Below are 13632 nucleotides of genomic sequence, written 5' to 3'. Positions count from 1 at the left end.
CGAGCGGCGCTTGTCGGCGCGGAAAAGAAAACGGCCCGGTTTCCCGGGCCGTTTCGACGCATCGTGTCGCTGGAAGCTTACGCCGCGAAAAGCGCGCGCATCTTCTTCAGCGCGTTGGCTTCGATCTGGCGGATGCGCTCGGCGCTGACGCCGTATTCGTCGGCCAGTTCCTGCAGCGTGATCTTGCTTTCCGAATCCAGCCAGCGGCGCTTGACGATGTCGCGCGAACGCTGGTCCAGGCCCGACAGGCCTTCGCGCAGCAGGGCGAGATGGTTGTCTTCCTCGTCCTCGCGCTCGTAGGTCTGCGACGGATCCTCGGCATCGGTACGCAGGTACGCGACCGGTGACGGCGGAGCGTTGTCGTCGTCATCGTCCGGCGCATCGAAGCCGATGTCGCGGCCCGACAGGCGCGATTCCATCTCCAGCACTTCGCGCTCGGACACGTTGAGGTCCTGGGCGACGGCGCGGACTTCCTCTGCGTTCATCCAGCCCAGGCGGGTCTTGGACTTGCGCAGGTTGAAGAACAGCTTGCGCTGCGCCTTGGTCGTGGCGACCTTCACGATGCGCCAGTTCTTCAAGATGAACTCGTGCATCTCGGCACGGATCCAGTGCACGGCGAAGGACACCAGGCGCACGCCCTGGTCGGGGTCGAAGCGCTTGACCGCCTTCATCAGGCCGATGTTGCCTTCCTGGATAAGGTCGCCCAGCTGCAGGCCGTAGCCGTTGTAGCCACGCGCGACGTGCACCACGAAGCGCAGGTGCGAATGCACCAGCTCGCGGGCAGCATCGAGGTCCTCGCCGTCGCGGAATCGACGCGCCAGCGCCTGCTCGTCTTCCGCGGTGAGCACCGGGATGCGGTGCACGGCGTTGACGTAGGCGTCCAGCGAACCGAGCGCACTCGGCACCGGAAGGTTGTTGGAGACCAGCGGGAGGGTGAGCGTGTTCTGGGTCATGGGGGTCATCTTAGCAGTCGAAATAGGGCTCTGCTAAAGGTCGAAAGGGCCTCAGTGTTTCATGGGTGGGACAAACCCCGGACGGGCTCAATCGTCGAGCGCGCGCCATGCAAGGCTTGCAAATCAATCACTTGGTGCGTGAGCGGAGTGTCTGGATTGCATGACCGGAACGTTCCCGCGCACCGGTTCATAGACCCGAACGAGCCTCGGAAGTTCATTGGGCCGAAATCGTTTTCCGCAAGACCGATGAGGCCGCCCAGCGGGCGTTCAGGGGGTCAGGCCAGCGCGCCCGGGCAAGGACCAGTCGATGGGCGTCTTGCCGTGGCGGGCGAGATACTCGTTGGCGGCCGAGAAGTGGCCGGAGCCGATGAAGCCCCGGTAGGCCGACAGGGGCGAGGGGTGCGGCGCCTTCAGCACCCTATGCCGGCGCGGGTCGATGACCTTGCCCTTGGCCTGCGCATAGCTGCCCCAGAGCATGAAGACCAGGCCCTCGCGCTCGCGATTCAGTACGTCGACGACGTGGTCGGTAAAGCCTTCCCAGCCCTTGCCTTGATGCGCGCCGGCGCGGCCCTCCTCGACGGTCAGCACGGCGTTGAGCATCAGCACGCCCTGCCTCGCCCATGGCAACAGGCAGCCGTGGTCCGGGCGGGCGACACCGAGGTCGCGCTCGATTTCCTTGAAGATGTTGTCCAGCGACGGCGGCACGGGCACGCCCGGTTGCACCGAGAAGCACAGCCCGTGGGCCTGCCCGGCCCCGTGGTACGGGTCCTGGCCGAGGATCACCACCTTCACCTCGTCGAACGGCGTGGCGTCGAAGGCGGCGAAGATGTTCGGCCCCGGCGGGAAGATCCGCGCGCCGGCGGCCTTGCGGTCGCGCAGGAAGCCCGACAGCTGCTGCATGTCCGGACGTTGCAGGTAATCGCCGACTTTCGCCTTCCATGACGGGTCCAGCCGGATGCGATCGCCGCTGTCCGCCGCGTCGTTCATGCGTCCAGCGTCGTCGGCTCGGGCAGCCGCGCCAGCCGCAGCTGGAACAGCGTCTTAGTGACCAGCAGGCGCTCCTCGATCGGCTTGAGCACCAGGTCGTTGGCGCCCGCGCGGATCAGCGCGCTCTGGTTGTCGGCATTGCCGTCGCCGGTCATCACGAGCACGGGCAGGCGGCGCTTGCCGTAGCCGAAGTCCTCGCGCAGCCTGGCAAGCAGGTCGTTGCCGCTCAGTGCGCCTTTCAGGTAGACGTCGGTCAGCACGAGGTCGCAGCCAACGTCGTCCTGCCCACGGCGCGCTTCAAGGAATTCCAGCGCCTCTTCCACGCCGACGAAGTGCAGCACCGTCAGGCCATGGCGTTCGAGCATGCGCTTGGTCGCCAGCGCAACGACCTTGCTGTCTTCGACGTAGAGCACGCGCGCGCCCGGGATCGGCTGCGGCTGCACGTAGCCACGGATGAACGCTGCCAGCGCGGTGTGGCCGAGCGCCTTGTCGAAGTAGTCTGTGACATCTTCGGTGAAACGGCGCGATTCCAGGTGCGACTGCGCGTCGCCGGAGACGACGATGATCGGCACGTACGCCTGCCCCGCCGATTCGCGAACGGCGCGCGCCAGCGCGATGCCGTCCCCGTCGGGCAGCACGAGCGACGTGGTGACCAGGTCGACCGCGCCGCTGGCGAGTGCGGCACGCGCTTCAGCGATACCGGCGCACGGCACGACGACGGCGTCGCTCAGCTCGCGCGTCAGCACGTCGCCGATGAGCTTGCGCACCAGCTTGGAGCCGTCGACCACCATGATCCGGGGCGCGGCGTTGGCGAGATGGCGAAGGTCCTGGCTCATGTCGTCGGGCGCGTCTGGCGCAGGTAGTGGCCGGCGACGAGGCCGGCGCCGATCCAGCCGAGCACGCCCGAGCCGATCACGATGGCGACGGCGTCGAGCAGGTCGAAGCCGTGCAGCGCGAACTGGCTTCCGTAACTCTGCGCTAGCGCGGCGAGCGGTTCGCGCAGCGCGCGGTCGGCGGCGGTCAGCAGGCCGAGCGCGATCAGGCCGGCGGCCAGTCCGTAGCTCAGGCCCAGGTACAGGAACGGGCGGCGGATGAAGCCGTCGGTGGCGCCGAGCTGCTGCAGCACCGCGATTTCATCGCGACGCGACTGGATGTCGAGCCGGACGGTATTGCCGACCACGAGCAGCGCGCCCACGCCGAGCAGCGCCGCCAGCACCCACGCCAGCCGCACGCCGAAGCGCAACCACTGGTCCAGGCGCTGACGCCATGCGGCGTCGTGCTGCACGACATCGACGTCCGGCAACGTGCGCAGCGATTCGGCGAGCGTCGTCTCGTCGCCCTTCGGCGTCACGACCAGCACGCTCGGCAGCGGATTGCCGTCCACCGCGCTGATCGCTTCGCCCAGGCCGCTGCTGCGGCGCAGTTCTTCCATGCCCTGCTCGGGCGTGCGCAGGTCGAGCGTGGCGATGTCGCCGCGACCGCGGAGTTGCTCGGCCAGCGCGCGGGCGCGATCGACCGTCACCTGCGGCTTCAGAAACAGGCTGATCTGCCGCGACTGTTCCACCGTTCCGGTGAAGCGTTCGACGTTGCCGAGCGCGGCCCACAGCCCGAGCGGCAGCGTGATCGCGACCGCCATCACGCCGATGGTCAGAGCGGTCGCCCACGGCTTGCGAAGCATGCGGCCGACGCTGGCGACGAGGCTGTAGACGTGATGGTCGAACCACGTGCCAAGACGCGAATTCGGACGCGCCGGGCGGGTCGAGGCGTTGGCGGTCGGCGCGCTCACTGGGCGAGGTCCTGTGGCGAGATGTCGTCGACCAGGCGCCCCTGATTGAGCACCAGCACGCGCTTCTTCATGCGCTTGACCAGCGCGAGGTCATGGCTGGCGACGAGCACGCTGGTGCCGAGCTCCGGCAGCGATTCGAACAGCGCCATGATCTCGGCCGACAGCGTGGGATCGAGGTTGCCGGTAGGTTCGTCGGCAACCAGCAGGCGCGGTTCGCCGACGATCGCACGGGCGATGCCGACGCGCTGCTGTTCACCGGCCGACAGCTGCGACGGCAGTGCGTTGGCGCGGGCGCCGAGGGAGACCTTGTCGAGCACCGCGCGCACGCGCTTGCCGATGTCGGCGCGACGCATGCCGCGCAGGATCAGCGGCAACGCGACGTTATCGGCGACGCTGCGGTCGCCGAGCAGGCGATGGTCCTGGAACACCACGCCGACCTCGCGTCGATGCAACGCGATGCGGCGGCCGCGTACCTTCAACAGGTTGCGGTCGCCGAAGACGACGGCGCCGCGGCTGGGGCGTTCGGAAAGATGGATCAGCTTGAGCAGCGTGCTCTTGCCCGCGCCCGAATGGCCGGTGACGAACAGCATTTCGCCCTGCGCGACGTCGAAGCTCACTTCGCTCAACGCGTCGTGGCCGCCGTCGTACCGCTTGCTGACGTTGTCGAAGCGCAGGACGCTCATCGCTCACCGTGTTCCCACTCGTGCCGCCCAGTATCGGCGGCACGGGCGGCGCTGGCTAGGGCGAAATCCGCGGCAGGCGCGCAAACCGCGACGCGGTTCGCGAGGCTGGCGCCGGATGCGTGCGGCGCCAGCGTGGAACTCAGTGCTGGCTGCGCGGCGAACGCGAGATCAGCGACTTCAGGCCGCGGCCGATGCGATGCAGCAGGCCGAGCTTGTCGCCGTCCTTCGCAGCGGCCTTGGCGGCCTTCTGCGCGTGGACCTGGGTCGGCGACTTCGGTGCGGCCGGTGCGGGCGCGGCGGCCTGCGTGGCGGCTTCGGCACCCTCGATGCGGCGACCGCCACGACGGCGACGGCGCTTGCGCGGCGCGCGTTCGGCATCGCCGGTCGGCGGCGTCGCGGCCTCGACGGCCTGGTGCGCCTGCGCGGCGGCATCGACCACCGGCTGCGGACGCGGCTTGCGCTCGCCGCGCGGCGCGCCGTCGCGGCTTTCCGCACGGCCACCTTCACGACGACCGCCTTCACGACGGCCCTCGCTGCGACCGCCGCCCGGCTTGCCGCCACGGCTGCGGCCACCGCCACGACGCTCTTCGTCGGCCGCACGCTGTTCGCGCGCTTCCTTGAAGATCGAACCGATGCTTTCGTTCTCGCCCTCGCCTTCGGCGCCTTCCGGCACTTCGCGCGGCGGACGCGGGATGGCGACCAGCAGGTCGGCCTCGACCGCCGCCACCGGCAGCTTCTGCTCGATGTAGGCCTCGATGTCCGGCAGCGACATCGCATAGCGCTCGCAGGCGAAGCTGATCGCGTCGCCTTCCGCGCCCAGGCGCGCCGTGCGGCCGATGCGGTGGACGTAGTCTTCCGCGTCGAACGGCAGGTCGTAGTTGTAGACGTGCGAGACGCCGTCGATGTGCAGGCCGCGCGCGGCCACGTCGGTGGCGACGAGGATTTCCAGCTGGCCCTTCTGGAAGCGGTTGAGCAGCGTCTCGCGCTTCTTCTGCGGCACGTCGCCGGACAGCACGCCGACGCGGTAACCGCCCTTTTCCAGCGCACGCGCGACGCGTTCGACGAACGCCTTGGTGTTGACGAACACCATCGTCCGCGCGCCCTCGCTGCGCGAGAGCAGGCCGAGCAGCAGCGGGATCTTCTCGTCGTCGGCCGGGAAGAACACCTTCTGCCGCACGCGCGCCGCGGTGACGGTCTCGGCCTCGACGACGAGCTTCTCCGGCTCGTTCATGTGCTCGTACGCGAGCTCCAGCACGCGATGGCTGAGCGTCGCGCTGAACAGCAGCGTCTGGCGCTCGGTGCGGATCGGCATGCGGCGCAGCAGGAAGCGGATGTCCTTGATGAAGCCCAGGTCGAACATGCGGTCGGCTTCGTCGAGCACGCAGATCTCGCAGGCGTGCAGCGACACGACCTTGTGCTGCTTGACGTAGTCGATCAGGCGGCCGGGCGTGGCGATGATGATGTCGGCACCCTTCTGCAGCAGCTCGCGCTGCTTGTCGTAGTCGACGCCGCCGTAGACCAGGGCGAACTTCAGGCCGAGGTCGGAACCGAACTTCACCGCGTCCTTGTGGATCTGGATGGCGAGTTCGCGCGTCGGCGCCAGGATCAGCGCGCGCGGGTCTTCCGGCTTGCGCTCGGCCAGCGCCGGACGCGTCAGCAGGCGGTTCATCACCGCGACCAGGAAGGCCAGCGTCTTGCCCGTGCCGGTCTGCGCCTGGCCGGCGACATCGCGGCCCTGCAGCGCGATGGGAAGCGTCAGCGCCTGGATCGGCGTGCAGCGGGTGAAGCCGGCGGCTTCGAGCCCGGCCAGCAGGCTCGGATGCAGGTCGAAAGAAGAAAAGGAAACGTCGGTTAGAGGCTTGTCGCTCATCAGATTCGAAGTCCGCGCGCGCCGTGCAGTTGCAGCATGCAATGTTGCGTTGGCGCGCTTGCGTGGGTGGCGTCCGCATCGCAGACTGCCGGGGCCGGGCCCGCTCGGGCGCCGGCTCGGAAAGGGGTCGGGAACCGGCCGATCGGACCGCTGGTCCGGGCTTGAAGTCCCCGCGAAACGCCCCAGTTTACCGTAACGACCGATCCGGCACGCCCGTGGGCGCCGCCGGGTCGTTCACCCGTCCGTGGGACGGCCCTCCGGGGGTCGTCCGCCATGCCCCATCCGCAGGAGAGTCCCGTGAGCGAGAAAATTTTGCACGTTGGCGATGCCGACTTCGACGCCGCCGTGCTGCAGTCGTCCGAACCGGTGCTGGTCGATTTCTGGGCCGAATGGTGCGGTCCCTGCAAGATGATCGCCCCCGCGCTGGACGAACTGGCCGCCGCGTACGACGGCAAGGTCAAGATCGCCAAGGTCAACGTGGACCACAACCGCGCCACGGCGATGAAGTACCACGTGCGCTCGATCCCGATGCTGCTGCTGTTCAAGAACGGCCAGGTCCAGGCGACCCAGATCGGCGCCGTCGGCAAGGCCCAGCTGAGCCAGATGATCGACAAGGCGATCTGACGCCTGTCGCACCGCCCTCTCCCGCCCGGGAGAGGGTTTGCGGGACGCCTCCATTCCCGCCCGCCCTGCCCCAAAGGCCCGTCGCCGCACGGTTTCCCGCCGGCCCCGGCCATCTGAACCAGCCCTGTCCCGGCGCTTGCCGCCGCGCGATGGCAGTGCTAGTTTCATTCCACCCGGCGTTGCTGACCTTCCGCGACCTCACCATCCGGACCCGTCTGCCGCCGCACCCCACTTTCGAAACCATCGTCCCTGACGTTCCGCTCGCCCTCTGCGAGCGCTCGCCGCTTAGCGAGGATTCCCTGCTTGTCCGATAACACCCCTGACGCCGGCGAAGTCGCCGAGAAGCGCGTGCGCAAGGCACGCGTGAGCAAGGCCGCCGACAACGCGCCGGCCGCCGACTCCGCACCGGCTCCCACCCAGGCACCCGCGCCGCGCGCCGAAGCGCCGGCCCCGGCCGCCGAAGCGCCTGCCTCCTCCTCTTCCGAACCGCGCGCCGAAGGCGCCGCCGCCCAGGGCGGCGAAGGCGGCCAGCACCGCGAGGGCCGCGACGACAACCGTGGCGGCAACAACCGTCGCGATCGTTTCCGCAACCGCCGCGAACGCCAGCGCGAGCGCTACCGCGACCAGAACGGCGGCATGCAGGACGACGGCGGCAATGGCGAGAACTTCGTTCCCCGCCCGCACCCGCAGGTCCCGGAAGGCTTCCCGCAGTACTCGCTGGGCGACCTCAAGCGCATGCCCACGCCGAAGCTGCTGGACGTGGCCGACCAGCTGCAGATCCAGGAAGGCGTCGCCCGCGCCCGCAAGCAGGACGTCATCTTCGCCGTCCTGAAGGTGCTGACCCGCCATGGCGAAGGCGTCGCTGCCGACGGCGTGCTGGAAATCCTCCCCGACGGCTTCGGCTTCCTGCGCGCCGCCGAGGCCAGCTACCTGGCTGGCCCGGACGACGTGTACATCTCGCCGAGCCAGATCCGCCGCTTCAACCTGCGCACCGGCGACCACCTGTCCGGCCGCATCCGCTGGCCGAAGGATGGCGAACGCTACTTCGCGCTGGCCGTAGTCGACACGATCAACGGCGAGCCGCTGGAAGCGTCGAAGAACAAGGTCCTGTTCGAGAACCTGACCCCTCTGTTCCCGCGCAAGCGCTTCCGCCTGGAACGCGGCGACGGTTCCACCGAGGACATCACCGGCCGCATCCTCGACCTGATGGCGCCGCAGGGCAAAGGCCAGCGCGCGCTGATCGTCTCGCCGCCCAAGGCGGGCAAGACGATGATGATGCAGCAGGTGGCCACCGCCATCACCAGCAATCATCCGGACGTGCACCTGATCGTGCTGCTCGTCGACGAGCGCCCGGAAGAAGTGACCGAAATGCAGCGCACCGTGCGCGGCGAAGTGGTCTCCTCGACCTTCGACGAACCCGCCGGCCGTCACGTGCAGGTCGCCGAAATGGTGATCGAGCGCGCCAAGCGCCTGGTCGAGCACAAGAAGGACGTCGTGATCCTGCTCGACTCCATCACCCGACTGGCGCGCGCGTACAACAACGTCGTGCCGTCCTCGGGCAAGGTGCTCACCGGCGGTGTCGACGCGAACGCGCTGCATCGCCCGAAGCGTTTCTTCGGCGCCGCGCGCAACGTCGAGGAAGGCGGCTCGCTGACCATCATCGCCACCGCGCTGATCGACACCGGCAGCAAGATGGACGAGGTGATCTACGAGGAATTCAAGGGCACCGGCAACTCCGAAGTGCACCTGGACCGCCGCATCGCCGAGAAGCGCGTCTATCCGGCCATCAACATCAACCGCTCCGGCACGCGTCGCGAAGACCTGCTGATCGAGCCGGAACTGCTGCAGAAGATCTGGATCCTGCGCAAGCTGCTGCACGGCATGGACGAGATCGGTGCGATGGAGTTCCTGCTGGACAAGATGAAGACGACCAAGTCGAACGACGAGTTCTTCAGCTCGATGAAGCGCTGAGGCCTACGGGCCAAGGCTTTCGGGCCCTCCGCCGCATCGCGAGGGCCCGGACCTTCGAAGGGGTCAGACCGGAGTTTGACCCCCAGGTTTGACCACCAAGCAGCCAAAAGCCCTCTAACCATGACGGTAGGGGCAAATGAGCAAGACCCAGTACCTCCAGCGCCTGGGGCAGTCTTGGTATCTGCGGGTGAAGGTCCCCCGAGCGCTGCAAGGGCGCGTTGGGAACACCCATATACGACGCGCGCTGGGCACCCGAGACCTCGATGAGGCCGTGCGCCGGAAGTGGAGCGCGCTGGCACAGGTCCGCGCGTATCTAGAAGAGCTATCGGCGGTTTCCTCCTCCCGACCGGCTGCACCACGCCCGCTCAACGCGATTGCAATTAATTGCAATCCAGCCCCCCCGTTCGATCTGCAATTAATTGCAAATGCAGACGCTCGACCGGCCGCCAGCCTGGACTCCCTTCTGGAGCGGTGGCTGGATAGCTCCGGCTGCCTGAAAACGACCCGCTTCCAACGGCAGCAAGCGTATCGGGAGCTGCGTGCGTTCTTGGATGGTGACTGCTCACCTCAATTCGTCACCGAGGCCTTGGCAGCCGAGTACGTGGACGAGCGGCTGAAGAAGTCCCCCGATAGCCCGAGCACGCGACGGCGCAAGTTGAGCGCGCTCGGCGCGTTCTGGGAGTGGATGGCTTCGAGGCGCTTCGTTGCCAAAGGGGTGAATCCTTGGAAGGGATTCCGACTCGCTAGCAGGGACGAGGGCATGCGGGCGAAGAAACGCCCCTACACAATTGCGGAGTTGGTCCGCCTGTTCTCTGGTGCCCCGACCTATCCCGCTCTGCGGGAGGTCATGGCGCTTGGCCTGTACACCGGAGCCCGGATTGATGAGCTGTGCTCCCTAACCCAAGGTGACATCCGCTGGGACCGGAACGCCGCCTTCGTGCGCATCTCGAAGAGCAAGACGCATGCAGGTGCGCGCACCCTGGCCGTCCTTCACCCTATACCCGTCGCAGTCTTGCGTGCGCGGTGGTGCAAGAGCAACGCAGCGACCTCCCTACTCTTTCCCGAACTCAAGGGTGGTGGCTATGACAAGAAGCTGTCGTGGCACGTGGGGCAGGCGTTCCGCTACTACCGCGACAAGCAAGCGCTTGGGGGCGAGACCGACTTTCATTCACTGCGCCGTAGCTTCATCACCCGACTGGAGAACCTGGGTGTGGACCAGGTCCATATCGCCCGCTACGTCGGCCATGCTCTACCTACCCTGGCTTTCAAGGTTTACTCAGGCGGCAGCACGGAGCTCACGCAAAAAGCGACCGGGCGAGCGATTTCCTATCCCCGCGATGTAGAGGCCGCGGTACGCCGCTTCCTCCACGGCGTGATCGATCAAGCGACCAGACTTGCCGCGCCGCCGCGTGCCATCACCGCCTTGAAGTCGTTGATGTTGTCGTACCAAAAACCGGCACTGATGCCCTGCACCTGGAACACGTCGAGCAGGCCGATCGGCGCCAGTGCGGCGGCGAAGCTGGTGAGCAGGTCCTCGCGCGTGGCCACAACGTTGGCGGCGCCGTGCAACTGCACGATGCGCGGGCCGTGCGCACTCCACCAGTGCTCGAAAGCATCGCGCAGCGCGGCCTCGCGCGTGGTGATGCCGGCGTTGGCTTCGATTGCAGGCTTGATGTCCTGGCGCCCGGTCAGCATTGGCGCGAAGTCGTAGTACTTGGCGTCGCGTTCGACCAACAGGTCCAGCGGGTTGAGGCCGTGGGCGGCGAACAGTGCGACCTGGTCCGCCACTTCGGCCTTGGGCACACCACCGACTAGGTGGGCGCGCACGTCGTGTGGCTCGGGTGCGGGGGCGTTGTCGGCGTAACGACGGATGTTGAGGTTGTAGTTGTTGGCCTTGAGGGTGGCGTTGTCGACGATGACCGAGAAGGCATCGACCGGCTGGAAGGCGTCGAAGGTGCTGACGATCTTCTCGATGTGCTCGGGCAGCAGGTAGTTCTGGGCGCGGCCCTCGAAGTACTCGCGGTCGGCGTTGATGAAGAGCACCTTGCCCTGACGCTCGGCGGGCTTGCCGCTTACGCGGTTGGCGCCCTGCTGCACGCGCTGGCGCAACACCAGGATGCAGGCAGGGATGCCGGTACCGTAGAACAAGTTGGGGGCCACGCCGATCACGGCTTCGAGCAGGTCTTCCTCGATCAGGCCGGCGCGGATGCGGGCCTCGTCGCCGCCGCGGAACAGCACGCCGTGCGGCATGACGGTCGCGATCCGACCGCCGTCGCGGGTGACGGCCACCATGTGCTGCAGGAACATCAGGTCGGCCTTCTTGGCGCCCAGCGGGACCTGGCCGTACTTGAAGCGCTCGGAGAACTTGGGCACCCAGGCGGGCGTGCCGTCGGCGTTCTTCTCAGTGTTGCCCCAGTTGATCGAGAACGGAGGGTTGGTGAGCACGCGGTCGAAGCGGCGCAGCTCACCGCCTTCCACGTGCTGTGGGTCGGCCAGGGTGTCCTCGTTCTGCAGATCGGCGGCGCTGATGCCATGCAGCAGCATGTTCATCTTGGCGATGGACCAGACCGTGCCGTTGAACTCCTGGCCGAACAGATTGGCCTTGCGGCCGTCGGCGCCGTGCTCGTCGATGTACTCCTTGGCGGCGATCAGCATGCCGCCAGAGCCACAGCAGGGGTCGTAGACGTCGTGCTGCAACTCTGGCTTGAGCAGCCGCACCATCATGCGCACCACCGAGCGCGGGGTGTAGAACTCGCCACCCTTCTTGCCGGCGGAGTCGGCGAAGTTACCAATCAGGTACTCGTAGGCGGCTCCGAGCAGGTCAGGGAACTCGAAGTCCTCGTTGCGCAGGCGGTGGAGGCCGAAGTGGGTGATCAGCTGGCGCAGCTTGATGTCCGGGATCTTGCTCTGGCCAACCTTGCGGGTGAAGTCGATGTGCTCCAGCACATCGTGGAGGTTGGTGTTGCCCGCCTCGATGCCAGTCAGGGCCTTGTTGAGGTAGTCGCCAACGTTATGGTGGGCATCGTTGACCAGCGTCGCGTAGCGGGATTGCGGCGGCACCCAGAAGGAGCCATCTACCTTGTACCAGCGGGGGTTTTCGGCGGACTTCTCGGCTTCGGTCTGGCTCTTGCCCGCCTCTTTCTCCGACTTGATGACCTCCTCGCGGCGCTGCTCGAACACGTCGGAGCAGCGTTTCAGGAACAGCATGCCGAAGATGTATTCCTTGAATTCGGAGGCGTCCATCTTGCCGCGCAGGATGTCGGCGGCCGTAAAGAGGTGGCGTTCGAGCTGGGGAAGCGTCAGGGGCATCGATTCTGGGGTCCTAGACCAACTGCGGGGCCGTTCTCGGGGCGACCTTGGATGATACCGGCGGGTGATCCGTTACCCCAGGCAGATTCGCTCTGGGGCCCCCGGGGGGGCGAATGACCGGGCGCGGCGGCATCCTGGGCTCGCGGGGCGGCTGGGATGCGCGTGCAATTGATTGCAAACCCGACAGATCCCGACGAAACCCGACACAGGCTGGCGGGAGCCAGCGGAACTATCCCCGCCCCGGAGTCACGGAAGCAAGGGTTGACCGGAGGGGAGCGAGAGCAGATTCTTGACCCCCAACCTTGACCCCCACCCGGGCCGAGGAATTGTGGAAACCCTTTGAAACAAGGGCTTTTTGCTGCACGGCATGGACGAGATCGGTGCGATGGAGTTCCTGCTGGACAAGATGAAGACGACCAAGTCGAACGACGAGTTCTTCAGCTCGATGAAGCGCTGATCGCACTCGCAGGTCGCATCAACGAAACGCCCCGCATTGCGGGGCGTTTTGTTTGTCACACCGGACTCGCAACGCGGCGCGTGCCTCAGCTTCCGTTGAGCGGCGTCAGCAAACGCGGGCCGCCCTTGAGCGGAAAGATGCCGTCGCCAGCCACCGCGTCGGCGCCGAGGGAGGTGTCAATGCCGCCGAGCCAGGGCGCGCTCTGGCGCGGACCGGGGATGTAGGTTTCCCATTTGCCTGGGACCGGCACCTTGTCGCCCGGGAGCAGGTACGAGACGGGAACGCGCGCCAGCCAGAACGGCGCATCGGCTTCTTCGCCTCGCGTCGGCGGCACGAACGTCCAGCGGCGTGCCGCCTGCAGGGATGCATCGGCCAGCGTGTCCCGCCAGCGCTGCATCGCGGCTTCGGTACGGTCGACGGCGCCCAGGTTGACCTGCTCGGCCATCGCGTCCTCCACCTTTCCATCGCGTCCGATGCGTACCACGACGTAGACCGTGCCGCGCACGCCGCCAGCAGCCGCCTGCGGCGGATACTTCGGCCGCAGGAGCCGGCCCTTGCTAGTCACCCATTCGCCTTCGCCCGGCTCGCCGAAGTTAGCGGCCGAGATGCGTACGTCGAAGCCTTCGGAGTTCTCGCGCGGCTTGGCCGCCAGGCGAACGCTCATCGCGGTACGTGCGCGAACCGGCTTGCCGTCGATGATCACGGGATCGAAGCGCCACGTCGCGCTCGCCCGGTCCATGATCCGTGCCGCGACCGGTGGCAGGTCGCCTGCATTATCGAGCTCGTATTTCGCGACGCTGCCATCGCGGTCAATCTCGATGCTTCCGGCGAGCAGCATGCTCATTTCGGCCTGCTTGCGGATCTCGTCGCGCCCGCCGGCGACCGCACTGCCGTGCAGCACGCAAGCCACCAATACGAAGGCCAGTCCGGCCGCCCTGTACATCCGTTCCAATTTCCCCATGGCACCCCTCCCTAGTGGACGCCATCAAATC

10 protein-coding genes and 1 pseudogene are annotated in these 13632 nt (G+C 67.1%); 3 read left to right on the top strand and 8 right to left on the bottom strand.

From position 1 onward, the window contains the following. Positions 1-77: 77 nt before the first annotated feature. The 6 genes from rpoH to rhlB form a co-directional block, all read right to left on the bottom strand. Complete coding sequence (gene rpoH / locus GOY17_RS01345) at positions 78-953, bottom strand: RNA polymerase sigma factor RpoH (protein ID WP_115842691.1); 876 nt, start codon at positions 951-953, stop codon at positions 78-80. A gap of 267 nt (positions 954-1220) precedes the next feature. Then, entirely contained in the window at positions 1221-1940 is a 720-nt protein-coding gene (gene ung, locus GOY17_RS01340) for a uracil-DNA glycosylase (RefSeq protein ID WP_157028971.1), read from the bottom strand. Then, positions 1937-2776 (bottom strand): response regulator, encoded by an 840-nt coding sequence (locus tag GOY17_RS01335; protein WP_115842693.1) that lies wholly within the window; start codon positions 2774-2776, stop codon positions 1937-1939. The genes ung and GOY17_RS01335 overlap by 4 nt, the downstream gene beginning before the upstream one ends. Further along, positions 2773-3726, bottom strand: a complete 954-nt coding sequence (gene ftsX / locus GOY17_RS01330; protein ID WP_232338497.1) for a permease-like cell division protein FtsX — start codon at positions 3724-3726, stop codon at positions 2773-2775. Before ftsX ends, GOY17_RS01335 begins: the two co-directional genes overlap by 4 nt. Continuing rightward, a complete protein-coding gene (ftsE, locus tag GOY17_RS01325) occupies positions 3723-4409 on the bottom strand; it encodes a cell division ATP-binding protein FtsE (RefSeq protein ID WP_115842694.1) in 687 nt (228 codons plus the stop codon). The genes ftsX and ftsE overlap by 4 nt, the downstream gene beginning before the upstream one ends. A 139-nt stretch (positions 4410-4548) precedes the next feature. Beyond that, the gene (gene rhlB, locus GOY17_RS01320; RefSeq protein WP_157028970.1) at positions 4549-6279 is read right to left on the bottom strand and encodes an ATP-dependent RNA helicase RhlB; all 1731 of its coding nucleotides are present in this window, start codon (positions 6277-6279) and stop codon (positions 4549-4551) included. 297 nt (positions 6280-6576) lie between these two features. On the opposite strand from rhlB, the gene trxA reads away from it, so the two are divergent. The 3 genes and pseudogenes from trxA to GOY17_RS19110 all read left to right on the top strand — a co-directional run. Then, entirely contained in the window at positions 6577-6903 is a 327-nt protein-coding gene (gene trxA, locus GOY17_RS01315; RefSeq protein WP_115842696.1) for a thioredoxin TrxA, read from the top strand. Between the two features lie 303 nt (positions 6904-7206). Next, positions 7207-8874, top strand: coding sequence for a transcription termination factor Rho (gene rho, locus GOY17_RS01310; protein ID WP_115842697.1), 1668 nt, complete (start codon positions 7207-7209; stop codon positions 8872-8874). A 136-nt stretch (positions 8875-9010) separates the two neighbouring features. Next, positions 9011-10069: pseudogene (locus tag GOY17_RS19110) on the top strand (DUF6538 domain-containing protein); the annotation flags it as partial. Positions 10070-10254: 185 nt separating this feature from the next. Here the strand turns inward: GOY17_RS19110 and GOY17_RS01300 are convergent. Both GOY17_RS01300 and GOY17_RS01295 read right to left on the bottom strand, forming a co-directional pair. Further along, positions 10255-12183 carry a type I restriction-modification system subunit M gene (locus GOY17_RS01300; RefSeq protein WP_198173765.1) on the bottom strand — a complete coding sequence of 643 codons (1929 nt, stop codon included), beginning with the start codon at positions 12181-12183 and terminating at the stop codon, positions 10255-10257. Positions 12184-12725: 542 nt separating this feature from the next. Beyond that, positions 12726-13601, bottom strand: coding sequence for an energy transducer TonB (locus GOY17_RS01295; RefSeq protein ID WP_157028968.1), 876 nt, complete (start codon positions 13599-13601; stop codon positions 12726-12728). Positions 13602-13632 lie beyond the last annotated feature (31 nt).

The sequence above is a fragment of the Lysobacter soli genome (assembly GCF_009755585.1).
Classification (GTDB): Bacteria; Pseudomonadota; Gammaproteobacteria; order Xanthomonadales; family Xanthomonadaceae; genus Lysobacter_J; species Lysobacter_J soli.
The sequence above is the reverse complement of the archived record's forward strand: the minus strand, read 5'-3'. Positions and strand labels throughout refer to the sequence as shown.